Origin of the sequence: Pseudomonas sp. RC4D1 (assembly GCF_018390395.1) — a bacterium.
Taxonomy (GTDB): Bacteria; Pseudomonadota; Gammaproteobacteria; order Pseudomonadales; family Pseudomonadaceae; genus Aquipseudomonas; species Aquipseudomonas danubii.
Genome location: NZ_JAHBAW010000001.1, coordinates 707,256 through 732,564, shown reverse-complemented (window position 1 = coordinate 732,564; position 25,309 = coordinate 707,256). Strand labels below are relative to the sequence as shown.

22 protein-coding genes are annotated in these 25,309 nt (G+C 65.1%); 18 read left to right on the top strand and 4 right to left on the bottom strand.

The genetic code is table 11. The annotated features are described in order from the left end of the window. Positions 1-23 precede the first annotated feature (23 nt). The 17 genes from KHO49_RS03390 (at position 24) to KHO49_RS03310 (ending at position 15,634) form a co-directional block, all read left to right on the top strand. The gene (locus KHO49_RS03390; protein WP_102882201.1) at positions 24-782 is read left to right on the top strand and encodes a glycosyltransferase family 2 protein; all 759 of its coding nucleotides are present in this window, start codon (positions 24-26) and stop codon (positions 780-782) included. Further along, positions 779-1,735 carry a lysophospholipid acyltransferase family protein gene (locus KHO49_RS03385; RefSeq protein ID WP_102882067.1) on the top strand — a complete coding sequence of 319 codons (957 nt, stop codon included), beginning with the start codon at positions 779-781 and terminating at the stop codon, positions 1,733-1,735. Before KHO49_RS03390 ends, KHO49_RS03385 begins: the two co-directional genes overlap by 4 nt. Beyond that, positions 1,716-3,263: an HAL/PAL/TAL family ammonia-lyase gene (locus KHO49_RS03380; RefSeq protein ID WP_213664614.1), complete on the top strand. Its 1,548-nt coding sequence runs from the start codon at positions 1,716-1,718 to the stop codon at positions 3,261-3,263. The genes KHO49_RS03385 and KHO49_RS03380 overlap by 20 nt, the downstream gene beginning before the upstream one ends. Continuing rightward, the gene (locus KHO49_RS03375) at positions 3,253-3,678 is read left to right on the top strand and encodes an acyl-CoA thioesterase (RefSeq protein ID WP_102862823.1); all 426 of its coding nucleotides are present in this window, start codon (positions 3,253-3,255) and stop codon (positions 3,676-3,678) included. The genes KHO49_RS03380 and KHO49_RS03375 overlap by 11 nt, the downstream gene beginning before the upstream one ends. Continuing rightward, positions 3,675-4,355 carry an outer membrane lipoprotein carrier protein LolA gene (locus KHO49_RS03370; protein ID WP_213664613.1) on the top strand — a complete coding sequence of 227 codons (681 nt, stop codon included), beginning with the start codon at positions 3,675-3,677 and terminating at the stop codon, positions 4,353-4,355. Before KHO49_RS03375 ends, KHO49_RS03370 begins: the two co-directional genes overlap by 4 nt. Further along, positions 4,339-6,681: an MMPL family transporter gene (locus KHO49_RS03365; protein ID WP_213664612.1), complete on the top strand. Its 2,343-nt coding sequence runs from the start codon at positions 4,339-4,341 to the stop codon at positions 6,679-6,681. The genes KHO49_RS03370 and KHO49_RS03365 overlap by 17 nt, the downstream gene beginning before the upstream one ends. Continuing rightward, complete coding sequence (locus tag KHO49_RS03360; protein WP_213664611.1) at positions 6,675-7,865, top strand: cation:proton antiporter; 1,191 nt, start codon at positions 6,675-6,677, stop codon at positions 7,863-7,865. The genes KHO49_RS03365 and KHO49_RS03360 overlap by 7 nt, the downstream gene beginning before the upstream one ends. After that, complete coding sequence (locus KHO49_RS03355) at positions 7,852-9,099, top strand: NAD(P)/FAD-dependent oxidoreductase (RefSeq protein WP_213664610.1); 1,248 nt, start codon at positions 7,852-7,854, stop codon at positions 9,097-9,099. Before KHO49_RS03360 ends, KHO49_RS03355 begins: the two co-directional genes overlap by 14 nt. Continuing rightward, a complete protein-coding gene (locus tag KHO49_RS03350) occupies positions 9,096-9,857 on the top strand; it encodes a class I SAM-dependent methyltransferase (protein ID WP_110595402.1) in 762 nt (253 codons plus the stop codon). Before KHO49_RS03355 ends, KHO49_RS03350 begins: the two co-directional genes overlap by 4 nt. Further along, the gene (locus tag KHO49_RS03345) at positions 9,854-10,339 is read left to right on the top strand and encodes a DUF3261 domain-containing protein (protein ID WP_213664609.1); all 486 of its coding nucleotides are present in this window, start codon (positions 9,854-9,856) and stop codon (positions 10,337-10,339) included. The genes KHO49_RS03350 and KHO49_RS03345 overlap by 4 nt, the downstream gene beginning before the upstream one ends. Continuing rightward, a complete protein-coding gene (locus KHO49_RS03340; protein ID WP_110595400.1) occupies positions 10,336-11,532 on the top strand; it encodes a beta-ketoacyl-[acyl-carrier-protein] synthase family protein in 1,197 nt (398 codons plus the stop codon). Before KHO49_RS03345 ends, KHO49_RS03340 begins: the two co-directional genes overlap by 4 nt. Further along, positions 11,529-12,002 carry a hotdog family protein gene (locus tag KHO49_RS03335; protein ID WP_102862815.1) on the top strand — a complete coding sequence of 158 codons (474 nt, stop codon included), beginning with the start codon at positions 11,529-11,531 and terminating at the stop codon, positions 12,000-12,002. Before KHO49_RS03340 ends, KHO49_RS03335 begins: the two co-directional genes overlap by 4 nt. Then, positions 11,999-12,727: a 3-oxoacyl-ACP reductase FabG gene (fabG, locus tag KHO49_RS03330; protein ID WP_102862814.1), complete on the top strand. Its 729-nt coding sequence runs from the start codon at positions 11,999-12,001 to the stop codon at positions 12,725-12,727. The genes KHO49_RS03335 and fabG overlap by 4 nt, the downstream gene beginning before the upstream one ends. Continuing rightward, a complete protein-coding gene (locus KHO49_RS03325; RefSeq protein ID WP_102882075.1) occupies positions 12,727-13,953 on the top strand; it encodes a beta-ketoacyl-ACP synthase in 1,227 nt (408 codons plus the stop codon). The genes fabG and KHO49_RS03325 overlap by 1 nt, the downstream gene beginning before the upstream one ends. A 25-nt stretch (positions 13,954-13,978) precedes the next feature. Beyond that, complete coding sequence (locus tag KHO49_RS03320) at positions 13,979-14,428, top strand: hypothetical protein (protein ID WP_102882076.1); 450 nt, start codon at positions 13,979-13,981, stop codon at positions 14,426-14,428. A 62-nt stretch (positions 14,429-14,490) separates the two neighbouring features. After that, a complete protein-coding gene (locus KHO49_RS03315; RefSeq protein WP_102862811.1) occupies positions 14,491-14,937 on the top strand; it encodes an excinuclease in 447 nt (148 codons plus the stop codon). Between the two features lie 205 nt (positions 14,938-15,142). Beyond that, on the top strand, positions 15,143-15,634 hold the full coding sequence (locus KHO49_RS03310; protein ID WP_102882077.1) for an excinuclease: 492 nt from the start codon (positions 15,143-15,145) through the stop codon (positions 15,632-15,634). Here KHO49_RS03310 and KHO49_RS03305 read toward each other — a convergent pair. Continuing rightward, positions 15,602-16,501, bottom strand: coding sequence for a LysR family transcriptional regulator (locus KHO49_RS03305; RefSeq protein ID WP_110595399.1), 900 nt, complete (start codon positions 16,499-16,501; stop codon positions 15,602-15,604). The two genes, KHO49_RS03310 and KHO49_RS03305, sit on opposite strands and share 33 nt — an antisense overlap. A gap of 168 nt (positions 16,502-16,669) precedes the next feature. Here KHO49_RS03305 and KHO49_RS03300 point away from each other — a divergent pair, with 168 nt between their 5' ends. After that, the gene (locus tag KHO49_RS03300; RefSeq protein WP_502937877.1) at positions 16,670-17,899 is read left to right on the top strand and encodes an MFS transporter; all 1,230 of its coding nucleotides are present in this window, start codon (positions 16,670-16,672) and stop codon (positions 17,897-17,899) included. A gap of 66 nt (positions 17,900-17,965) precedes the next feature. Here KHO49_RS03300 and hemE read toward each other — a convergent pair whose 3' ends face one another. The 3 genes from hemE to gltB form a co-directional block, all read right to left on the bottom strand. Then, positions 17,966-19,033, bottom strand: coding sequence for a uroporphyrinogen decarboxylase (gene hemE, locus KHO49_RS03295; RefSeq protein ID WP_102862808.1), 1,068 nt, complete (start codon positions 19,031-19,033; stop codon positions 17,966-17,968). Positions 19,034-19,244: 211 nt separating this feature from the next. After that, on the bottom strand, positions 19,245-20,663 hold the full coding sequence (locus KHO49_RS03290) for a glutamate synthase small subunit GltD family protein (RefSeq protein ID WP_025130304.1): 1,419 nt from the start codon (positions 20,661-20,663) through the stop codon (positions 19,245-19,247). 124 nt (positions 20,664-20,787) lie between these two features. Beyond that, positions 20,788-25,236 (bottom strand): glutamate synthase large subunit, encoded by a 4,449-nt coding sequence (gltB, locus tag KHO49_RS03285; RefSeq protein ID WP_213664607.1) that lies wholly within the window; start codon positions 25,234-25,236, stop codon positions 20,788-20,790. Positions 25,237-25,309: the final 73 nt, after the last annotated feature.

The following is a 25,309-nucleotide window of genomic DNA, read 5'->3' as shown; positions in this document are numbered from 1 at the left end:
ACTTCGCGGTTGCAGGCGCTGGCTTGCCAGCCAAGGGTCCAGCGCCGACCCACAAGCCCTGCGCCGTCATTCCGGTCTACAACCATGAAACCGCCGTGCCCGCCGTGGTCGACGCGCTCCTGGCCCGGGGCCTGCCCTGCGTATTGGTGGACGACGCCAGCAGCCCGGCCTGTGCGGCGGTGCTGGAACAACTGGCCGAGCGCGAGCAGGTGTTCCTGATTCGCCTGGCCATCAACCAGGGCAAGGGCGGCGCAGTCATGGCCGGCCTGCGCGAAGCCGCTCAGTTGGGCTTCAGCCACGCCTTGCAGGTGGACGCCGACGGCCAGCACGACCTGGCGGATGTGGATCACTTCATCCAACGCTCACAGGCCCATCCCGAGGCGCTGATCTGCGGTTATCCACAGTACGACGCCAGCGTGCCCAAGGGGCGCCTGTACGCCCGCTACCTGACTCACGTCTGGGTCTGGATCAACAGCCTGTCGCTGCAGATCCCGGACTCCATGTGTGGCTTTCGGGTCTATCCCCTGCCCGCCACGTTGGCCCTGCTGGACTCGGTGCAACTGGGGCGGCGCATGGACTTCGACCCGGAGATCCTGGTGCGCCTGTCCTGGCGCAACCAGCCCATGCACTGGCTGCCGACCCGGGTGCACTACCCCCAGGACGGCCTCTCGCACTTTCGCCTGTTCCACGACAACGCGCTGATTTCCAAGATGCACGCCAAGCTGTTCTTCGGCATGTTGCTGCGCCTGCCGCTGATCCTCTGGCGCCGGTGGCGTTCATGAGCCTGGAGCAACCCAAGGAGCCCGGCAGCGAACACTGGGCCGGCCATCAGGAGCGCGGCAGTTTCTGGCTGATGAAGCTCACCGCCTTCGGTGTACGGGTGCTGGGGCGCCGGGTGCTGAGCCCGGTGCTGTACGCCATAGTCTTCTACTTCTTCCTGTTCGGCCGCCGCGCCCGCCGCAGCATCTGGCAGTACCAGCAGCGCCTGGCCCAATGGAGCGGGCGCGACGAATTGCGCCCCAGCCACTGGCGGGTGTTCGGCCAGTTCATGGCCTTTGCCGATGCCCTGCTGGACAAGCTCGATGTGTGGAACGGCAAGTTGCGCATCGAACAGATCGAAATCGTCGACCCGGCGCAGCTGCGCCATCAGCTGCGCGGGGAACGCGGACAGCTGCTGGTGGGCGCGCACCTGGGCAACCTGGAAGTCTGCCGGGCCCTGGCCGAGCTGGGCGAGCAAGTGACCATGAACGTGCTGGTGCACACCAAGCACGCCGAACGCTTCAACCGCCTGCTGGGCGAGGCCGGGGCCAGCAACCTGCGACTGATCCAGGTCAGCGAGCTGGACCCGGCGATCATGCTGCAACTGAGCCAGCGCCTGGATCGCGGCGAGTGGCTGGCGATTGCCGGCGACCGCGTACCGCTGCACGGCGGGCGCAATGTGCGGGTGGATTTCCTCGGCCATCAGGCCGCTTTTCCCCAGGGCCCCTGGCTGCTGGCCGGGTTGCTCAAATGCCCGGTCAACCTGCTGCTGTGCCTGAAACAGCAGGGCCGCTACCAAGTGATCCTCGAACCCTTCGCCGAGGCCGTGCAGTGGAAGCGCAATGACCGCCAGCAGGTGATCGCCCAGTGGACCGCCCGCTACGCCGAGCGCCTGGGCCAGTACTGCCTGCAGGCACCGCAACAATGGTTCAACTTTTACCCATTCTGGAAGACCGATGACGACCTCGACCCATGAGCCGGTAACCTTCGGCGAACACCCCCTGCGCGTCGAAGACGTGCTGGCCCTGGCCAACCGCCAGGTGCCGACGCGCCTGCAAAGCGACGCCGCCTGGCGCCAGCGGATTGCCAAGGGTGCACAGTTCCTCGACTCCCTGCTGGACAAGGAAGGGGTGATCTACGGCGTGACCACCGGCTACGGCGACTCCTGCGTGGTGGCGGTGCCGCTGCAGCATGTCGAGGCCCTGCCCCGTCATCTGTACACCTTCCACGGCTGCGGCCTGGGCAAGCTGCTGGACGCCCAAGCCACCCGCGCTGTATTGGCCGCACGCCTGCAGTCGCTGTGCCACGGGGTTTCCGGGGTCCGGGTGGAACTGCTGGAGCGCCTGCAGGCCTTCCTCGATCAGGACATCCTGCCGCTGATCCCGGAAGAGGGCTCGGTGGGCGCCAGCGGCGACCTGACGCCGCTGTCCTACGTGGCGGCCACCCTGTCCGGCGAACGCGAGGTGCTGTTCCGCGGCGAGCGTCGTGAGTCCGCCGACGTGCACCGCGAGCTGGGCTGGGAGCCCCTGGTGCTGCGGCCCAAGGAAGCCCTGGCGCTGATGAACGGCACCGCAGTGATGACCGGGCTGGCCTGCCTGGCCTTTGCCCGGGCCGATTACCTGCTGCACCTGGCCACACGCATCACTGCCCTCAACGTGGTGGCCCTGCAAGGCAACCCGGAGCACTTCGACGAACGCCTGTTCGCCGCCAAGCCGCACCCGGGGCAGATGCAAGTGGCCGCGTGGCTGCGCCAGGACCTGGCCATCGACGCGCCGACCGCGCCCCTGCACCGCCTGCAGGACCGTTACTCGCTGCGCTGCGCGCCCCATGTTCTCGGCGTGCTGGCCGACAGCCTGAACTGGCTGCGGGGCTTTATCGAAACTGAACTCAACAGCGCCAACGACAACCCGATCATCGACGCCGAGGCCGAACGCGTGCTGCACGGTGGGCACTTTTATGGCGGGCATATCGCCTTCGCCATGGACAGTCTGAAGAACCTGGTGGCCAACGTCGCCGACCTGCTGGACCGGCAGTTGGCGCTGCTGGTGGACGTGCGCTACAACCACGGCCTGCCGAGCAACCTGTCCGGCGCCAGTGCCGAACGCGCCATGCTCAATCACGGCTTCAAGGCGGTGCAGATCGGCGCCAGCGCCTGGACTGCCGAAGCCCTGAAAAACACCATGCCGGCCAGCGTGTTCTCCCGTTCCACCGAGTGCCACAACCAGGACAAGGTGAGCATGGGCACCATTGCCGCCCGCGACGCGATCCGCGTACTGGAGCTCACCGAGCAAGTGGCCGCGGCCACCTTGCTCGCAGCCAACCAGGGCGTCTGGCTGCGCCGCCAGGAAGCCGATGCCCGGCCGTTGCCGCCGGCCCTGGAGGCCATGCACCAGCAACTGGCCGCAGACTTCCCACCGGTGATCGAGGACCGCGCCCTGGAGCGCGAGCTGCGCCTGTGCCTGCAACGTATCGCCGAACAACACTGGAGGCTGCATGCGCAGTAAGGGAGTGATCCACGCCGACACCCAGGTCCAGGTGCCGTTCTTCGACGTCGACACCATGCATGTCGTCTGGCACGGGCATTACGTCAAGTACCTGGAAGTCGCCCGCTGCGCCCTGCTGGACAAGCTCGGCCACAACTACAACCAGATGCTCGAATCCGGCTACGCCTGGCCGGTGATCGACCTGCAACTGCGCTACGTGCGCGGCGCGGTGTTCGGCCAGACCCTGAACGTGCGCGCCAGCCTGGTGGAGTGGGAGAACCGCCTGAAGATCAACTACCTGATCACCGACCTGGCCAGTGGCGAGCGCCTGACCCGCGCCAGCTCGGTGCAGGTGGCCGTGGAGATCGCCAGCCGGGAGATGCAGCTGGCCTCGCCCAAGGTGTTCACCGACGCCGTTGCCAGGGCCCTGCCATGAGGGTAGGAGCGAGCTTGCTCGCGAAGATCGTTGGTCTGTCGGCCAATTGCATGATGCCAGGCACCCTGGTGCGACGGCTCGCGAGCAAGCTCGCTCCTGCGCTACTGGTATTGCTGGTGATGCCGGGGTTGGCCCAGGCCTTCGATCTGCAACAGCTGAGCGACCAGCTGTCGCGGCCGGAGGTGATCCACGGTCGCTTCATCCAGGAAAAACACCTGCGCGCCCTGCCCCAGCCATTGACCAGCAAGGGCCACTTCGTCCTGGCGAAAAACCATGGCCTGCTGTGGCTGCTGCAGACCCCGTTGCAGCAGGACTACCGCATCACCGCCGCCGGCATTGCCCGGCGCGATGCCGGCGGCTGGCAGATGCTTCCGGGCAAGAGTGCCGGTGCCGAACAGAACCGCCTGTTCCTCGCCGTGCTGCAAGGCGACAGCAGTGGCCTGCAGCGGGACTTCGAACTCAAGCTGCAAGGCAGCGCCGATGACTGGCAATTGCAATTGATCCCCCGCTCCCTGCTGCTGAAACAGATCTTCAACCAGATCAACATCGACGGCGGCGCACTGGTGCAACGCATCGAACTGCTGGAAGCCCAGGGCGACCGTACCTTGCTGATCATGCAGGACAGCAGCAGTGCCCAACCCTTGAGTGAAGCGGAGCAACATGACTTTGCCGAGTGAACGCTGGCTGCCGCGATCCTTCCTGATCCTGCTGGCCCTGGTGCTGGCCTTGGGCGCCTGGCAATGGCGCCACGGCGCGCCCCTGTCCGCCAACCTGATGGAACTGGTGCCCGGCACCGCACCGGACGCCCTGGAGCTGCAGGCCGAACAACGCATGCAGGAACCGCTGAACCGGGAAATCCTGGTGCTGGTGGGGCATGCCGAGCGCGAAAAAGCCGTGGCCATGGCCCGGCAACTGGCCGAGCAATGGCAGGCCAGCGGGCTGTTCGAGAAGGTCCAGTGGAACCTGCAGGCCGACCTGCCGGCCTTGCGCAAGCAACTGCTGCAAGGCCGCCTGGCCATGCTCTCAGCCCATGATCGCGAGCAGTTGATCAGCCAGCCCCAGGCGTTCATCGAGCAGCGCGTGCAAAGCCTCTTCGACCCCTTTGCCGGCTTCTCCCTGGTGCCGAGCCAGGATGACTGGCTGGGCCTGACCGGACGTATTCAGAACAGCCAGCCGCAACACGGCGCGGTGCAATTGGACATCGGCAGCGGCGCCCTGGTGGCCGACGCCGATGGCAAACAATGGGTACTCCTGCGGGCCCGCACCAACGGCAATGCCTTCGACATGCAATTGCCCTTGCAGGTGGCCGAACTGCTGGACCACAGCCGCGAACAGGCCGGCCACAGCGATGTACAACTGCTGGCGGCCAGCGGCTTGCTGTACGCCGCCAACGGCCAGCAACAGGCCAGCCGGGAAATCACCTGGGTTGGCGGAGGCGCCACCCTGGGCATCCTCTTGCTGCTGCTCCTGGCCTTCCGCCGCTGGCGCGCCTTGCTGGCCTTCGTCCCGGTGCTGGTGGGCATGCTGTTCGGCACCGTGGCCTGCGTCGCGCTGTTCGGGCGCATGCACGTCATGACCCTGGTGCTGGGCTCAAGCCTGATCGGCGTGGCCGTCGACTACCCCCTGCATTACCTGTCCAAGAGCTGGAGCCTGAAACCCTGGCGCAGCTGGCCGGCCCTGCGCCTGACCCTGCCCGGGCTGAGCCTGAGCCTGATCACCAGTTGCATCGGCTACCTGGCCCTGGCCTGGACCCCATTCCCGGCGCTGACCCAGATCGCCGTGTTCTCCGCCGCCGGCCTGCTGGGGGCCTACCTGTCGGCGGTGTGCCTGCTGCCGGCCCTGCTCAAGGGCGTCGAACTGCGTCCGGCGCAATGGCCGCTGCGGGTCGCCGAGGCCTTGCTCGGGGTGCGTGCCGCGCTGCTCAAGCGTGTGCCGAGCCCGGCGTTGCTGGCCCTGTTGGCGCTGTTCTGCGCCGCTGGTTTGTGGCAGCTCGAGAGCAAGAACGACATTCGCCAATGGGTCGGTGCACCGCCGCAACTGATGCAAGAGGCCCAGGCCATTGCCCGGATCACCGGTTATCAACCCACCAGCCAGTTCTTCCTGGTGCGCGCGACCGATCAGCAGCAATTGCTGGAACGCCTGCGCGCCCTGGACCTGCGCCTGCAACAACTGGTGAGCCTGGGCAAGCTCAAGGGCTACCTGTCCCTGGACCAACTGGTGAGCCAACCCGCCGAGCAGCAGCAAGTACGCGAGGCCCTCAAGCAACTGCCGGGCGTCTGGCAGCCGCTGCTGGCGCTGGGGGTGCCCCTGCCGGCCCTGCAAGCGGAGTTGAAACAACTGCAGGACCTGCCCGTGGCCGACATCGATACCGCGCTCATCGGTCCCCTGGCCGAGCCTTATCGCCCGCTGTGGCTGGGCAGCAACGCCAGCGGCGTAGCGGCCATGGTCAGCCTGCAAGGCCTGAACGACGCTGCCCTGCTGCGGGTCCAGGCCGATGACCTGCCAGGGGTGCAACTGGTGGATCGCCTGGGCGAGCTGAACCGAGTGTTCGCCGCAACCCAGGTCAGCGCCGCCGAACTCAAGCTGGCGTCCTGCGTGCTGATCGTGCTGCTGCTGATCCTGCCCTTCGGTTTCGGTGGCGCCTTGCGCCTGGTGGCCCTGCCGCTGCTGGCAGCCTTGTGCAGCCTGGCCAGCCTCGGCTGGCTGGGCCAGCCGCTGACCCTGTTCAGCCTGTTCGGCCTGCTGCTGGTGACCGCCATCAGCGTCGACTACGCGATCCTCATGCGCGAGCAGATCGGTGGCGCCGCCGTGAGCCTGCTGGGCACCTTGCTGGCGGCCCTGACCACCTGGCTGTCGTTCGGTCTGCTGGCGGTGTCCAGCACCCCGGCGGTGAGCAACTTCGGTCTGGCGGTGAGCCTGGGGCTGACCTTCAGCTTTATCCTCGCGCCCTGGGCCGGCCACACGCCGCATCCGACGCCGGCCGCGGAGAACCCGCCATGCTGATCCTGCTGTTCTGGATGCTGGCCCTGGCCCTGTTCGCCCTGGCCACCTACATCGGGCGCCACCTGGGCCTGATTCCGATTGTCAGCCAACTGCTGCTGGCGACCTTCGGCCTGCCGTTGCTGATGCTGCTGTGGATCGAACCCCACTGGCAGCTCAGCGGCGCGCAGCTGGTCTCCCCGCAATGGCTCAAGTTCCTCTACGGCCTGAGCTTCGCCCTGCTGCTGGGGCACATCCTCAGTGATGTGATCGACCTGCGCCTGGACCGTCAGAGCCTGAAGATCGCCGTGCCGAGCTTCTGCATACCCTTTGCCTGTGGCCTGGCCACGGCCTTCTGGCTGCTGCCGGCGCAACCCTGGATCAGCTCCCTGGCGGTGGGCCTGCTGTTCGCCATTACCGCAATCCCGGTGCTCTACCTGTACCTGCAACACATCCAGTACCCGCCCGCCGCCACCCGGCGCCTGGTGCAGACCGCGATCCTCATCGACCTGACCTGCTGGACCCTGTTCGCCCTGGCCCAGGGCAGCCTGCAGATAAGCAGCCTGCTGCTGCCCCTGGCGGGCGCCTGCCTGCCACTGGTGCTGCGGGTCCTCGGCCTGCGCCAGCCCCTGCTGCACAGCCTGGGGTTCTTCGGCCTGCTGGTGCTGGCCGAGCACTACAAGCTCAATGCGCTGATCTTCGGCATCGGCTACCTGTTGTGCATGGCCGCCCTCAAGCTGCCGCTGGTGCTGCCGTTAAAGGCTGCCTGGATGAACCGCTTGCAGACCTTGGTCGCCATCCCGCTGATCCTGACGTTCGGCATCGTGCAGATCAACGTGCACAGCGCCATGGACAGCCTCGGCTGGGTGCAACTGGCGGCGCTGCTGTTGCTGCCGATTGCCAGCAAGCTGCTGGGCAACTGGCTGGGCCTGAGCTGGGCCGGCGCCTCCTTCGAGGGCGCCAGCCGCTGGCGGGAAAGCCTGCTGCTGAACATTCGCGGCTTGAGTGAGATCGTCTTTCTCAACCTGCTGCTGCAACAACAGTTGATCAGCCCGGCGCTGTACTTCGCGCTGATGCTCATGGGCCTGATCGCCACCCTGCTGCCGGCCCTGGCCGGGATGCACCGAACGCCTGCGGCCGCGGTAAACGCGGCCCCCTTGAACCTGAACATCGCCGAACCGGCAAGGAGCCCCAGTGCCAACAGTTGAAATGCAACGTCGCCAGGTCGTGGTGATTGGTGCCGGCCCCTCGGGGGCCATCGCGGCCGCGCTGCTCAAGCGCCAGGGCCACGACGTGCTGATCGTCGAGCGGCAACATTTCCCGCGTTTCTCCATCGGTGAAAGCCTGCTGTCCCACTGCCTGGATTTCGTCGAGGAAGCCGGCATGCTGGAGGCGGTGCAAGCCGCCGGTTTCCAGCTCAAGAACGGCGCAGCCTTCGCCTGGGGCGAGCACTACAGCGCCTTCGATTTTGGTGACACCTTCAGTAACGGCAAGCCCACCACCTTCCAGGTGCAGCGCGCCGATTTCGACAAGCTGCTGGCCGACCAGGCCGCCCTGCAAGGGGTCGAGATCCGCTACGGCGAAGAGATTGTCGCCGTAGACGTGGAACGGCCGTTGCCGCAGCTCGACTGCCGCCGTGAAGACGGCAGCCAGTACCGCATCGAAGCCGATTTCATCCTCGACGCCAGCGGCTACGGCCGGGTCCTGCCACGCCTGCTGGAACTGGAAGCACCGTCGAACTTTCCGGTACGCCGGGCGGTGTTCACCCATGTCGAGGATCGCATCGACTGCGAGCATTTCGACCGCAACAAGATCCTTATCACCACCCACCCGGAACACCGCGACATCTGGTTCTGGAGCATCCCCTTCAGCAACGGCCGCTGCTCGGTGGGCGTGGTGGCCGCCGACGAACACTTCGCCGGGCGCGATGGCGACCTGGACGCCTGCTTGCGCGGCTTCATCAACGAAACCCCGAGCCTGGCCCGGGTCCTGAAAAACGCCGAGTGGGACACCCCGGCGCGGACCATCGGCGGCTACTCGGCCAACGTCACCACCCTGCACGGCCCGGGCTTCGCCCTGCTGGGCAATGCCGCGGAATTCCTCGATCCGGTGTTCTCCTCCGGGGTGACCATCGCCATGCGTTCATCGAGCATGGCCGCCGCGGTGCTGCACCGTCAGCTACAAGGCCAGAGCGTCGATTGGCAGAGCGAGTTCGCCGAACCGCTCAAGCGCGGCGTCGACACCTTCCGCTGCTACGTCGAAGGCTGGTACGCCGGCACCTTCCAGGACGTGATCTATCACCCGGGCAGTTCGCCGGAAATCCGCCGCATGATCAGCTCGATCCTCGCCGGCTACGCCTGGGATGAGCGCAACCCCTTCGTCAGCGAGCCCAAGCGCCGGCTCAAGGCCCTGTCGCAAGTCTGTGCGAGGGACGTGGCATGAGCGAACCATCCAGCCAGTACCTGAGCGCCAGCTACGTCGAGGAAACCCGCTTCGGCTTCTGGTTCCTGCGCAGCCACACCTGGCAGCACCATGTGCTGCGGGTGGCGATCAATGACCTGCGTTCGCTGTTCGATGGCGAGCTGCCGGCCCACCCGGTGCTGCTGGATGCTGGCTGCGGCCAGGGCAAGTCGTTCCAGTACCTGCGCCAGGTGTTCGCTCCGCAGCGCCTGATCGGCCTCGACGCCGACCCCCACAGCCTCAAGCTCAGCGCCGAGGAAGCCCGGCGCCAGCAACTGCAGGTGGAACTGATCGGCAGCGACTGCGCGACCCTGGAGCTGGCGGACGCCAGCGTCGACCTGTTGTTCTGCCACCAGACCTTCCATCACCTGGTGGAGCAGGAAAAGGCCCTGGCCGAGTTCTATCGCGTGCTCAAGCCGGGAGGCTACCTGCTGTTCGCCGAATCCACCGAGGCCTACATCGATACCTGGGTGATCCGCTGGCTGTTCCGCCATCCGATGCATGTACAGAAAAGCGCCGCCGAGTATCTAGAGATGATTCGTCGGCAGGGCTTTGAGTTCGGCCCGCAGAACGTGTCTTATCCTTACCTGTGGTGGAGCCGCGCCAAAGACTTCGGCCTGTTGGAGCGCTTCGGCCTGCGCCAGCCGCCGCCGGTGGGCCAGCGCGAGGAAACCCTGGTCAATGTGGTGGCCCGCAAGCCCCTGAATCCCCCGGTCGCCGAGGAAGGTCTGCCCGCATGATCCGCGCTCTGCTGCTTGGTTGTGTCCTGTTGCTGAGCGCTTGCGTCAGTCAGGCTCCGCTGCCCGAGCGCATGCCTACCCTGGTGTTGCCGTTGCAGTTGCATGTGCAGCGCCAAGCGGATGGCCAACGCCAGGACTGGCTGCTGGTGATCCAGGCTGAAGGCGCGGACCTGCGCTGGTCACTGATGGACCCATTGGGCATTCCCCAGGCCCGTCAGCGCCTGGTGGCAGGCCGGTGGCAGGCCGATGGCCTGCTGCCCCCCAACCCGGAGGCCCGGGAGCTGTTCGCAGCGCTGCTGTTCGCCCTCACACCCGAGGCGGAACTGGCCGCCAACTACCCGGGCGCCCGTCAGCAAGGCACCCAACGTACCCTCGGCCCACGCTGGCGGATTGACTATCAACAACTTCTGGATTTCGAGTTGAACCTGCCTCAAGGCCCGCACTACCACATCACTGCACTGAGTACCGAGGCCACCCCATGACGGCCTACCTCAATGCCCTCGGGGTGATTTGCGCCCTGGGCCGCAATCGCCAGGAAGTCGCCCGCAGCCTGTTTGCCGGCGACTGTTCAGGCATGCGCGACGAAAGCCACTGGGTGCCCGAGCGCACCTTGCCGGTGGCGGCGGTACGCGGTCCACTGGCCCCCATGCCCAGTGGCTTCCAGGCGCAAAACAGCCGCAACAACCAATTGCTGCTGGAGGCCACGCTGCAGATCGAGGACGACATCCGCCAGGCGATCCAACGCTATGGCCGTGGCCGCATCGGTATCGTCCTGGGCACCAGCACCTCGGGCATCGACGAAGCCAGTCGCGGCATTGCCCGTTATCTGCAGGACCGGCAATTCCCGGCGGATTACGACTACCGCCAGCAGGAACTCAGCGCGCCGGCAAACTTCCTCGCCGACTGGCTGCAACTGTGCGGCCCGGCCTATGTGATTTCCACCGCCTGCACCTCCAGCGCCCGGGCCCTGATCAGCGCCCGGCGCCTGCTGGACCTGGGCCTGTGCGACGCGGTGCTGTGCGGCGGGGTCGACAGCCTGTGCCAGCTCACCCTGAACGGCTTCACCGCCCTGGAGGCGGTGTCCGCCCAGCGCTGCAATCCGTTTTCCCGCCACCGCGACGGCATCAACATCGGTGAAGCGGCGGTGCTGTTCCTGATGAGCAAGGAACCGGGACGTGACTCGCCCATTGCCCTGCTAGGCGGCGGTGCCAGTTCCGATGCCTACCATATTTCCGCCCCGGCCCCGGACGGTCGAGGAGCCTTGCAGGCCATGAAACTGGCCCTGCACAGTGCCGGCTTGCAGCCACAACAGATCGGCTACCTGAACCTGCACGGCACCGCCACCCAGCACAACGACGCCATGGAGAGCCTGGCGGTGGCGCAGCTGTTCCCCGAAGGCGTGCCCTGCTCATCGACCAAGCCCATGAGCGGCCATACCCTGGGGGCCGCTGGTGCCCTGGAGGCCGCGTTCTGCTGGCTCAGCCTGAGCGCCGAGAACGCCGCCCAGGCACTGCCGCCGCACCTCTGGGACGCCCAGGCCGACCCGGCCCTGCCGGCACTGCGCTGGGTCACCCCGGCCGACCGCCTGGACCCGCACGCCCCGCGCCGCCTGATGAGCAATTCCTTCGCCTTCGGCGGCAACAACGTCAGCCTGATTATCGGAGACGCCCCATGATTGACTGGCCGCTCGCCGAGTTGCTGCCCCATGCCGGGGACATGATCCTCATCGATCAGGTCCTGGCCTTTGATGAAGAACAGATCCGCACTCGCCTCCAAGTTCGCCCCGGCGGCCTGTTCAACCGCGCCGATGGCAGCCTGCCGGCCTGGGTCGGCATCGAACTGATGGCCCAGAGCGTCGCCGCCTACGCCGGTTGCCGCGCCCGCCAGCAGGGCTTGCCGGTGGAGCTGGGTTTTCTTCTGGGCACCCGTAAATTCGAGTGCAACGTTGAACATTTCCCCGTCGGCAGCACCCTGGAAATCCACGCCCTGCGCTCCCTCGAAGACGACAACGGCATGGGCGTGTTCGAGTGCCACCTCAGCGGCCCCGGCATTGCCGCCAGCGCGCGCCTGAATGTGTTCCGTCCGCCCCAGGCCGCCGACTATCTGCATGAAACACCTGCCTCTTCTACAGGAACCCCGTCATGACTGACTCCGTACTGGTCACCGGCTCCAGCCGTGGCATCGGCCGTGCCATCGCCCTGCGTCTGGCCCAGGCTGGCTATGACCTGGTGCTGCATTGCCGCAGCGGCCGCAGCGAAGCCGAAGCCGTCAAGGGCGAAGTCGAGGCCCTGGGCCGCAGCGCCCGCATCCTGCAATTCGACGTGTCGGACCGAGCGGCCTGCAAGGCCGCGCTGGAAGCCGACGTTGAGACTCATGGCGCCTATTACGGCGTGGTGCTCAATGCCGGACTGACCCGCGACGGCGCCTTCCCGGCCCTCAGCGAAGAAGACTGGGATCAGGTGCTGCGCACCAACCTCGACGGTTTCTACAACGTCCTGCACCCGGTGATGATGCCGATGATCCGCCGCCGCGCCGCCGGGCGCATTGTCTGCATCACCTCGGTGTCGGGGCTGATCGGCAACCGTGGCCAGGTCAACTACAGCGCTTCCAAGGCCGGGTTGATCGGCGCCGCCAAAGCCCTGGCCATCGAGCTGGGCAAGCGCAAGATCACCGTCAACTGCGTGGCCCCGGGCCTGATCGACACCGCCATGCTCGACGAGAACGTGCCGGTGGACGAACTGATGAAGATGATTCCCGCCCAGCGCATGGGCACCCCGGAAGAAGTCGCCGGCGCGGTGAACTTCCTGATGTCCGCCGAGGCCGCCTACATCACCCGCCAGGTGCTGGCGGTGAACGGGGGCCTGTGCTGATGAAACGCGTGGTCGTCACCGGCATGGCCGGCATCACCTCCCTGGGCAGCGACTGGGCCCGCATCGCCGAGCGCTTCGCCGCCAACCGCAGCGGCATCCGGCGCATGGACGAGTGGGACAGGTTCAGCGAGCTCAATACCCGCCTGGCCGGCCCCATCGATGACTTCCAGGTGCCCGGCCACTGGACCCGCAAGCAACTGCGCAGCATGGGCCGGGTTTCGCGCCTGGCCGTGGGCGCCGCCGAGCAGGCCCTGGCCGACGCCGGGCTGCTGGGCGACCCGTCGATCAAGGACGGGCGCATGGGCGTGGCCTGCGGTTCTTCCACCGGCAGCACCGACGAGATCAAGGCCTTCGGCAACATGCTGCTGAACTCGGTGGCCGAAGGGCTCAACGCCAACTCCTACGTGCGCATGATGCCCCACACCACCGCGGCCAATATCAGCATCTTCTTCGGCCTCACCGGGCGCCTGATTCCCACCTCCAGCGCCTGCACCAGTGGCAGCCAGGGCATCGGCTACGCCTATGAAGCGATCAAGTTCGGCCGTCTGCCGCTGATGCTTGCTGGCGGCGCCGAAGAGCTGTGCCCCACCGAGGCCATGGTGTTCGACGCGCTGTATGCCACCAGCCTGAAAAACGATGCGCCACACACCAGCCCGCGGCCCTACGACACCGACCGCGACGGTCTGGTGATTGGTGAGGGCGGCGGCATGCTGGTGCTCGAAGAACTGGAACACGCCCTGGCCCGCGGCGCCCGCATTCACGCGGAAATCGTCGGCTTCGGCAGCAACGCCGACGGCCAGCACACCACCCGTCCCGAGCAGAGCACCATGCGCCGGGCCATGGAGCTGGCGCTGGAGGATGCGGCCCTGTTCCCGGCGGCCATCGGCTACGTCAACGGCCATGGCACGGCCACCGAACAGGGCGATATCGCCGAGACCCAGGCCACCAGCAGCCTGTTCGGCAGTCGCATGCCCATCAGCTCGCAGAAGAGCTTTCTCGGCCACACCCTGGGCGCCTGCGGCGCGCTGGAATCCTGGTTCAGCATCGAGATGCTCAACCGCGACCTGTACGTGCACACCTGCAACCTGGACCAGGTCGACCCGCGCTGCGGCGAGCTGGACTACCTGCAGGGCGGTTTCCGGGCCATGAGCCACGAATACGTGATGAACAACAACTTTGCCTTTGGCGGCGTCAACACCTCGTTGATCTTCCGCCGCTGGCGCTAATGCCTCACCTCACTGGAGAAATGGAATGTCCTCCCTGTTTCGCGCCACCCTCATCGTCCTCGCCCTGCTGAGCGTCACCGCCTGTACCAGCAAGCGCATGTACACCCCCAACCGAGTGATCCCGGCCACCATCCAGGCCGACCAGGAGCAGGTCAAACAGGCGATCCTGAAGAACCTGGTGGCCCGCAAGTGGACCGTGCAGCGCATCAGCCCGGAGCTGATCCAGGCCGAGATCACCGTGCGTGAGCAGTTCCACGCCGAGATCGATATCCAGTACTCCGCCAGCTACTACAAGATCGTCTACCGCGACAGCCGCGACCTGGATTACAAGGACGGCAAGATCCACAAGAACTACATCCGCTGGGTACGCCTGCTGGACAAGGGCATCCTGCGCGAGCTGCGGGACAACCAGAACGAGCGGACCGCGCAACAGCTGTCCGACGCCGCGGCCAAGAGCTTCCCGGCCGCGCAATGAGCCCTTCCCTGTGACCCCGGTCACAGGGCTGCTTCACCCCCTTTAATGTCATGGAGAATGCGATGCGTTTGAAGACACTGGCGGCCACCGCCACCCTGCTGCTGTGCACCCTGCCCGGCATCAGCCAGGCCCGCGATACCACCCTGTTCCTGCCCTTCGACAAGGTGGTGGCCGAGGCCATCAGCACCGGCAAGATCGATGGCAGCGTGAAGTTCTACCTGGCGGGCAACAAGCCGGCCGGCAAGGTCAGTGTGCTGAGCCCGGGCGCCGTGACCAACAAGAAGACCAATGCCTTCGGCAAGGCCGACCAGGTGGCCTGCGAGTGGGCCTTGCAGTCGGCGCTGATCACCCTGCATGAAGCGGCGAAGAAAGTCGGCGCCAATGCCGTGACCGACATCGCCAGCTTCTACAAGAGCCGTGAGCGCAAGGACGCCACCACCTATGAGTGCCATGCTGGCGCCATCATGGCTGGTGTCGCGCTGCGCGGGGATCTGTCCAAGGTCCAGTGAGCTGCGGCTGACAATGAAAAGGGCGCCCCACACAGCCTGGTGGGGCGCCCTTTTTGTTTCCGGGATTTTTTCGGGAGCCCGGCCAGCGCCGTCTACACTCGCAACAGCAGGCCGGGCCACCGTCGCCTGCGGGAGCCAAGCGCTGCGACTGGACCTGGGCCGGCGCGACGCTGGCTCTTCTTTCACGTCCGTCAAGGAGCTGACCATGCAAGTGAAAGCGCTGATTGCCCTGGCCCTGCTAGCCGTCCTGAGCCCCACCAGCCAGGCCACCAACCTGATGTACATGCCCTTCGAAAAAGTCGTGGCCGACGCCGAGCGCGCCGGGCGCCTGGATGGCAGCGTGAGCTTCCACCTGGCCGGCAACCCGCTGCCACCGGTGCTCCAGGTGCGGCTCACTGAAGTGACCACCCACAAGAAGACCAATGCCTCCAACAAGAGCGATATCGCTGCCTGCGAGTGGGCGTTGCAGTCGGCGCTGATCACCCTGCAAGCCGCAGCCAAGCGGGTCGGCGCCAACGCGGTGACCAACATCGTCAGCTACTACAAGCGCCGCGTACGCAAGGACCTCAACACCTACGAATGCCGCGCCGGGGTGCTGATGGCGGGCGTCGCCCTGCGCGGCGACCTGGTCATCCTGCAGCCCCCGGTGCGCCCCAACAGCCCCTCAGGACGCGGCCCCGGTCTTGCGCGTCAGTAGCTCGACAAAGGCCTTGGCCATGGGCGAGGCCTGGTCCTTGCGCTGTACCAGCCACACCGCCGACATGGCCTCCGGGTCCAGCAGCCGCCGATAGACCACGCCGTCGATGCGCATGCGCTGGTAGGACGCCGGCAGTACCGAGACGCCCAGCCCCGCTGCGACCAGGCCGATGATGGTCATGGCTTCACCCGCCTCCTGGGCGAAATGCGGGGTAAACCCGGCCTCCCGGGATAGGCTCAGCAACTGGGCATACAGGCCGCTGCCATAGCTGCGGGGGAAGAACACAAAAGGCTCCTGGGCCAGCGCCGCCAGGTATAGGCCCTCTTCACTGCCGCTGGCCAGCGGATGCTTGGCGCTGAGCACCGCCACCAGCGGCTCGCGCAGCAGCTCCACCACCGACAAGGAGTCCGGCAAGGGCAAGGGCCGCATGATGCCCACCTGGATCGTCTGGTCCACCAAGGCTTCGGCCACCTGGGTGCTGCTCATTTCCTTGAGCTTGAGGTGCACCGCGGGAAAGCGCTGGCGAAAGGCAAAGATCGCCTGGGGAATGGTCGAGTTGAAGGGGGCTGACGAGGTGAAGCCGATCTTCAGCTCGCCCAGTTCGCCCAACTGCGCGCGCCGGGCCACGTCTGCCGCCTTGTCCACCTGAGCCAGCACCAGGCGCGCCTCTTCGAGGAACAGGCGCCCGGCCTCGCTAAGCTCGACCCGACGATTGGTACGCTCGAACAGCCGGGCGCCCACCTCCTGCTCCAGGGCCTGGATCTGTTGGCTCAGCGGTGGCTGGGAAATACCCAGCACCTGGGCCGCGCGGCCGAAGTGCAGCTCTTCGGCGACGGCAATGAAGTAGCGCAAGTGACGCAATTCCATGGGCAATTCCATTGAGTCGTTAAAACTATCAAACAGGTCGAACAATATATTGGAAATGATCATTAGCCAGCTATATGCTTTTTTCCATTGCCTGACCGGCTGCGTCTCCCCGAGGTCCCTGTGAAAACCGCTGTTGCCCCCCTTGCCCACACCCTCGCCGCTACGCCCCTGGACGAGGTGGTCGCCCAACTCAACGAGGTCTACATCGAGAAAAGCACACCGCTGTTCATGCGCACGGTGCTGGCGCTTTTCTCCGGGGGCTTTGCCACCTTCGCCCTGCTGTACTGCGTGCAACCGATGATGCCGCTGCTGTCCCGGGAGTTTTCCATCAATGCGGCCCAGAGCAGCCTGATTCTCTCGGTGTCGACGGGCATGCTGGCCATCGGTCTGCTGATCACCGGGCCCATTTCCGACCGCATCGGCCGCAAGCCGGTGATGGTGGCGGCCTTGCTCGCCGCCGCCCTGTGCACCATCGCCAGCGCACTGATGCCCAGCTGGCACGGAGTGCTGGTGATGCGGGCGCTGGTGGGGCTGTCCCTGAGCGGGCTGGCGGCGGTGGCCATGACCTACCTCAGCGAAGAGATTCACCCCCAGCACATCGGCCTGGCCATGGGCCTGTACATCGGCGGCAATGCCATTGGCGGCATGAGCGGGCGACTGATCACCGGGGTGCTGATCGACTTCGTCAGCTGGCACACAGCGATGCTGGTGATCGGCGGCCTGGCATTGATCGCCGCCGCGGTGTTCTGGCGCATCCTTCCCGAGTCGCGCAACTTCCGCCCCCGCTCGCTGCACCCACGCAGCCTGCTGGACGGCTTTACCATGCACTTTCGCGACGCCGGCCTGCCCTGGCTGTTTCTTGAAGGATTCCTGCTGATGGGGGCCTTCGTCACCCTGTTCAACTACATCGGCTACCGCCTGCTGGCCGATCCCTATCAGCTGAGCCAGGCCTGGGTCGGGATGCTGTCGGTGGTCTACCTCTCGGGGATCTACAGCTCGGCGAAGATCGGCGCCCTGGCGGACCAACTGGGCCGACGCCGAGTGCTCTGGGCCACCATCGTGCTGATGCTGGCGGGGATCGCCCTGACCCTGCTGACGCCGCTGTCCCTGGTGCTGATCGGCATGCTGCTGTTCACCTTCGGCTTCTTCGGTGCCCACTCGGTGGCCAGCAGCTGGATCGGCCGCCGTGCCACCAAGGCCAAGGGCCAGGCCTCCTCGCTGTACCTGTTCAGCTACTACGCCGGTTCGAGCATTGCCGGCACCGCTGGCGGGGTGTTCTGGCACCTGGCGGGGTGGAACGGCATCGGCCTGTTCATCAGTGCGCTGTTGCTAGGCGCGTTACTGGTCGCCATGAAGCTCGCAAAACTTCCCCCTCTGACCCGCAGCGAAGCGGCCTGAGCGCGCGCCAAACCTTCAGCAACGAAAACGCCCGGCATTGGCCGGGCGTTTTTGATGGGGTGGTGCTTATACGTGGTATTGCGCCGACAACTCGTGCACCGCTTCCAGGAAAGCACCGGCATGCTCCGGCTTCACTTCCGGGGTGATGCCGTGACCCAGGTTGAACACGTGGCCGCTGCCGGTGCCGTAGCTGGCGAGGATGCGCGCGACTTCGCTGCGGATCGCCTGCGGATTGGCGTAGAGCACGGTAGGGTCCATGTTGCCTTGCAGGGAAACCTTGCTGCCGACACGCCGACGGGCTTCGCCAATGTCGCAGGTCCAGTCCAGGCCCAGGGCATCGGCGCCAGCATCGGCAATGCTCTCCAGCCACAGGCCGCCGCCCTTGGTGAACAGGATCACCGGCACCTTGCGCCCCTCGTGCTCGCGGATCAGGCCGCTGACGATCTTGCGCATGTAGGCCAGGGAGAATTCCTGATAGGCCGCCGACGAAAGGCTGCCGCCCCAGCTATCGAAAATCTGCACCGCCTGGGCACCGGCCAGGATCTGCCCGTTGAGGTAGGAAGTGACCGACTGCGCCAGCTTGTCCAGCAGCAGGTGCATGGCTTGCGGGTTGTCGTAGAGCATGGCCTTGGACTTGCGGAAGTCTTTCGACGAACCGCCTTCGACCATGTAGGTGGCCAGGGTCCAGGGGCTGCCGGCAAAACCGATCAGCGGCACACGGCCATTGAGTTCGCGACGAATGGTGCTGACCGCGTCCATCACGTAGCCCAAGTCCTTTTGCGGATCGGGGATCGGCAGGGCTTCGATGTCGGCCAGGGTACTGACCACTTTCTTGAAGCGCGGGCCTTCACCGGTCTCGAAGTACAGGCCTTGGCCCATGGCGTCGGGGATGGTGAGAATGTCGGAGAAGAGGATCGCCGCATCCAGCTGTGGATAGCGGTCCAGAGGCTGCAGAGTGACTTCGCAGGCGAACGCCGGGTTCATGCACAGGCTCATGAAGTCACCGGCATTGGCACGGCTGGCGCGGTATTCAGGCAGGTAGCGCCCGGCTTGCCGCATCATCCACACCGGGGTGACGTCTACGGGTTGCTTGAGCAGGGCACGAAGGAAACGGTCGTTCTTCAGGGCAGTCATGTCGGCATCCGGAAAAAAAGTGGGGGCATTTTCTCAGAGCGCGACACAAAAGGCACGGCAAGAGCCGTTTCTTTATGTCTATGGGGTCAATTTGTCACGGGGACGGGCACAGATCCCGTAGGAGCCCGCTTGCTGGCGAAACGATCGACGCGGTGCATCAACAGCACCGCGTTATCGTTGTTCGCCGGCAAGCCGGCTCCTACAGGAGCGATCAGACGCCCAGGTAGTCGAGGATGCCTTCGGCAGCGTTACGCCCTTCGAAGATCGCCGTCACCACGAGATCAGAACCGCGCACCATGTCGCCACCGGCAAAGATCTTCGGGTTGCTGGTCTGGTGCTTGTACTGGCCTTGCTCCGGTGCCACGACGCGGCCCTGGCTGTCGGTCTGGATGCTGAACTGCTCGAACCACGGCGCCGGGCTCGGGCGGAAGCCGAAGGCGATGACCACGGCGTCGGCCGGGATGATCTCTTCGGAACCGGGGATCGGCTCGGGGCTGCGGCGGCCACGGGCGTCCGGCGCACCGAGACGGGTCTCGACCACCTTCACGCCTTCGACCTTGTCTTCACCGACGATGGCGATCGGCTGGCGGTTGTAGAGGAACTTCACGCCTTCTTCCTTGGCGTTCTTCACCTCTTTGCGCGAGCCGGGCATGTTGGCTTCGTCACGACGATAGGCGCAGGTCACCGACTTGGCGCCCTGGCGGATCGAGGTACGGTTGCAGTCCATCGCGGTGTCGCCACCGCCCAGTACCACGACCTTCTTGCCCTTCATGTCGACGAAGTCTTCCGGCGACTTTTCAAAGCCCAGGTTGCGGTTGACGTTGGCGATCAGGAAATCCAGGGCGTCGTACACGCCCGGCAGGTCCTCACCGGCAAAGCCGCCCTTCATGTAGGTGTAGGTGCCCATGCCCATGAACACGGCATCGTATTCGGCGAGCAGTTGCTCCATGGTCACGTCCTTGCCCACCTCGGTGTTGAGGCGGAACTCGATGCCCATGCCGCTGAAGACTTCGCGACGATTGCTCAGCACGGTCTTTTCCAGCTTGAACTCGGGGATGCCGAAGGTCAGCAGACCGCCGATCTCCGGGTTCTTGTCGAACACCACCGGGGTCACGCCGCCACGCACCAGCACGTCGGCACAGCCCAGGCCCGCCGGGCCCGCACCGATGATCGCCACGCGCTTGCCAGTGGGCTTGACCTTGGACATGTCCGGCCGCCAGCCCATGGCGAAGGCGGTGTCGGTGATGTACTTCTCCACCGAGCCGATGGTCACCGCGCCAAAGCCGTCGTTGAGGGTGCAGGCACCCTCGCACAGCCGGTCCTGGGGGCAGACCCGGCCGCAGACTTCCGGCAGGGTGTTGGTCTGGTGCGACAGCTCGGCGGCAGCGAGGATGTTGCCCTCGGCCACCAGCTTGAGCCAGTTGGGAATGAAGTTGTGCACCGGGCACTTCCATTCGCAGTACGGGTTGCCGCAACCCAGGCAGCGGTGGGCCTGGTCGGCCGACTGCTGGGGTTTGAAGGGTTCGTAGATCTCCACGAACTCTTTCTTGCGTTGACGCAACAGTTTCTTCTTCGGGTCTTTGCGCCCGACCTCGATGAACTGGAAGTCGTTATTGAGACGTTCGGCCATGTTCAGGAACCTCTTTACGACAGCCTCAAGCGACGAGCTTCAAGCTGCAAGACAATCACATTAAGTCGGCACACCGCGCACGAGCTTCAAGCTTGCCGCTTGAGGCTCGTAGTCTGCAGCTGCGTTACTGCGGATTCGCACGAGTACTGGAGAGCAGGGACTTCAAGCTCGCCGCCTTGGGCTTGACCAGCCAGAAGCGACGCAAGTAGTCGTCGAGGTTCTCAGCGAGGTTACGACCCCATTCGCTGTCGGTTTCCTCGACATACTCGTTCAGCACACGCTGCAGGTGGCTGCGATAGGCTTCCATCGCTTCGCCGCTGATCCGCTGGATTTCCACCAGTTCGTGGTTGACCCGGTCAACGAAGGTGTTGTCCTGGTCGAGCACGTAGGCGAAACCGCCGGTCATGCCTGAGCCGAAGTTGTAACCGGTCTTGCCCAGGACGCAGACAAAACCACCGGTCATGTACTCGCAGCAGTGATCGCCAGTGCCTTCCACCACCGTGTGGGCACCGGAGTTACGCACGGCAAAACGCTCGCCCGCGGTGCCGGCGGCGAACAGCTTGCCGCCAGTGGCGCCGTACAGGCAGGTGTTGCCGATAATGGCGCTGTCCTGAGTCTTGTAGACGCTGCCCTTGGGCGGAACGATGACCAGCTTGCCGCCGGTCATGCCCTTGCCCACGTAGTCGTTGGCATCGCCTTCCAGGTAGAGGTTCAGGCCACCGGCGTTCCACACGCCGAAGCTCTGCCCCGCAGTGCCCTTGAAGCGGAACGTGATCGGTGCCTGGGCCATGCCCTGGTTGCCGTGCAGCTTGGCGATTTCACCGGAGATCCGCGCACCGATGGAACGGTCGCAGTTGCAGATATCCAGGGCGAAGTCGGCACCGCTCTTGTCGTTGATCGCCGAACGCGCCATCTCGACCATTTTCTCGGCCAGCAGACCCTTGTCGAAGGGTGGGTTGCGGTCCACCTGGCAGAACTGCGGTTTGTCCGCCGGGATATGGTCGCTGCCCAGCAACGGGGTCAGGTCCAGGTGGTGCTGCTTGGCGGTCTGGCCTTCGAGGATTTCCAACAGATCGGTACGACCGATCAGTTCTTCCAGGGAGCGCACGCCGAGCTTGGCCAGCCACTCGCGGGTTTCCTCGGCGACGTAGGTGAAGAAGTTCACCACCATGTCGACGGTGCCGATGTAGTGATCCTTGCGCAGCTTCTCGTTCTGAGTGGCGACGCCAGTGGCGCAGTTGTTCAGGTGGCAGATGCGCAGGTACTTGCAGCCCAGGGCGATCATCGGCGCGGTGCCGAAGCCGAAGCTTTCGGCGCCGAGGATAGCCGCCTTGATCACGTCGAGACCGGTTTTCAGGCCGCCGTCGGTCTGCACCCGGACCTTGCCGCGCAGGTCGTTGCCGCGCAGGGTCTGGTGGGTTTCCGCCAGGCCCAGTTCCCACGGTGCACCGGCGTACTTGATCGAGGTCAGCGGCGAAGCGCCGGTGCCACCGTCGTAGCCGGAGATGGTGATCAGGTCGGCATAGGCCTTGGCCACGCCGGCGGCGATGGTGCCGACGCCGGCTTCCGCCACCAGCTTGACCGAGACCAGGGCCTGAGGATTGACCTGCTTGAGGTCAAAGATCAGCTGCGACAAGTCTTCGATGGAGTAGATGTCGTGGTGCGGCGGTGGCGAGATCAGGGTCACGCCAGGCACGGCGTAACGCAGCTTGGCGATCAGGCCGTTGACCTTGCCGCCAGGCAGCTGGCCGCCTTCGCCGGGCTTGGCGCCTTGAGCCACCTTGATCTGCAGCACTTCGGCGTTGACCAGGTATTCCGGGGTCACACCGAAACGGCCAGTGGCCACTTGCTTGATCTTCGAGCTCTTGATGGTGCCGTAGCGCGCCGGGTCTTCGCCGCCTTCACCGGAGTTGGAACGCGCACCGAGGCGGTTCATGGCTTCGGCCAGGGCTTCGTGGGCCTCGGGCGACAGGGCGCCCAGGGAGATGCCGGCGGAGTCGAAGCGCTTGAGGATCGATTCCAGGGGCTCGACTTCGCTGATGTCCATCGGCGTGTCCAGGGTCTTCACCTGGAACAGGTCACGGATCATCGACACCGGGCGGTTATCCACCAGCGCGGTGTATTCCTTGAACTTGGCGTAGTCGCCCTGCTGCACGGCGGCTTGCAGGGTGTTGACCACGTCCGGGTTGTAGGCGTGGTATTCGCCACCGTGGACGAACTTCAGCAGGCCGCCTTGCTGGATCGGCTTACGCGGGCTCCAGGCTTCGGTCGCCAGGGCTTTCTGTTCGGCTTCGATGTCGACGAAACGTGCGCCCTTGATCCGGCTCGGCACGCCACGGAAGCTCAGGTTGCAAACTTCCTCGGACAGGCCGATGGCTTCGAACAGCTGCGCGCCACGGTAGGAGGCGATGGTGGAGATGCCCATCTTCGACAGGATCTTCAACAGGCCCTTGGTGATGCCCTTGCGGTAGTTCTTGAACACCTCGTAGAGGTCGCCCAGCACTTCACCGGTACGGATCAGGTCACCCAGCACTTCATAGGCCAGGAACGGATAGACCGCCGAAGCACCAAAACCGATCAGCACCGCAAAGTGATGCGGATCGCGGGCAGTGGCGGTTTCCACCAGGATGTTGGAGTCGCAACGCAGGCCTTTTTCGGTCAGGCGATGGTGCACCGCGCCCGTGGCCAGGGAGGCGTGGATCGGCAACTTGCCCGGCGCGATATGTCGGTCGCTGAGGACAATCTGGGTGCGGCCGGCGCGCGCGGCTTCTTCCGCCTGGTCGGCGACGTTACGGATCGCCGCTTCCAGACCGACGCTCTCGTCGTAGTTGAGGTCGATGACCTGGCGCTCGAAGCCCGGGCGATCGAGGTTCATCAGCGAACGCCACTTGGCCGGGGAGATCACTGGCGAGCTGAGGATCACCCGCGAAGCATGCTCAGGCGACTCCTGGAAGATGTTGCGCTCGGCACCGAGGCAGATCTCCAGGGACATGACGATGGCTTCGCGCAGCGGGTCGATCGGCGGGTTGGTGACCTGGGCGAACTGCTGGCGGAAGTAGTCGTAAGGGGTACGCACGCGCTGGGACAACACCGCCATCGGCGTGTCATCGCCCATGGAGCCCACCGCCTCGTAGCCCTGTTCGCCCAGCGGACGCAGCACCTGGTCACGCTCTTCGAAGGTGACCTGGTACATCTTCATGTACTGCTTGAGCTGGTCGACATCGTAGAAGGCCGAACCGTGGTCGTTGTCTTCCATGGTGGCCTGGATGCGCAGAGCGTTCTTGCGCAGCCATTGCTTGTATGGATGACGGGATTTCAAGCGGTTGTCGATGGCGTCAGTGTCGAGGATCTGCCCGGTTTCGGTGTCCACGGCAAAGATCTGCCCTGGCCCCACACGGCCCTTGGCGATCACGTCCTCGGGCTGGTAGTTCCACACGCCGATTTCCGAAGCCAGGGTGATGAAGCCGTTCTTGGTGGTGACCCAACGCGCCGGGCGCAGGCCATTGCGGTCCAGCAGGCAGACGGCGTAGCGACCGTCGGTCATGACCACGCCGGCCGGGCCGTCCCACGGCTCCATGTGCATGGAGTTGTATTCGTAGAACGCGCGCAGGTCGGCGTCCATGGTCTCGACGTTCTGCCACGCTGGCGGAATGATCATGCGCACGCCGCGGAACAGGTCGATGCCACCGGTGACCATCAGCTCCAGCATGTTGTCCATGCTCGAGGAGTCGGAACCCACACGGTTGACCAGCGGGCCGAGCTCTTCCAGGTCAGGGATCAGGTCGTTGGCGAACTTGGTGCGCCGGGCCACGGCCCAGTTGCGGTTGCCGGTGATGGTGTTGATCTCGCCGTTGTGGGCGAGGAAGCGGAATGGCTGGGCCAGCGGCCATTTCGGCAGGGTGTTGGTGGAGAAACGCTGGTGGAACACGCAGATCGCGGTTTGCAGGCGCGGATCGCCCAGGTCCGGATAGAAGGCGGCGAGGTCCGCCGGCATCATCAGGCCTTTATAGATGATGGTCTTGTGGGAAAAGCTGCAGATGTAGTGATCGGTGTCGGCGGCGTTGGCCACCGAGGAGCGACGACGGGAACTGAACAGCTTGATGGCGAAGTCCTGGTCGCTCAGACCCTGGCCGCCGATGAACACTTGTTCGATCTGTGGCAGGCGCTCCAGGGCCAGACACCCGAGCACACTGGTATCGATCGGTACTTTGCGCCAGCCCACCAGCTGCAGGCCGGCGGCCAGGATCTCGCGGTTCATGTTTTCGCGAGCGGCTTCGGCTTTCACCGGGTCCTGGTTGAAGAACACCATGCCCACTGCATATTGCTTGGGCAGTTCGACGCCGAAATGCTCCGTGGCGACGGCGCGCAGGAACAGGTCGGGCTTTTGCATCAGCAGACCGCAACCGTCGCCGGTCTTGCCGTCCGCGTTGATCCCACCGCGGTGGGTCATGCAGGTCAGGGCCTCAATGGCCGTTTTCAACAGGGTATGACTGGGTTCGCCCTGCATATGGGCTATCAGGCCGAAACCACAGTTATCCTTAAACTCATCTGGTTGGTACAGACCTGCTTTCATAGACACTTTCTCACCAGGCTGCCTCTTATCGAGACAAATTTCTTTTCAATTCAACCACTTACCGTCCACGCCG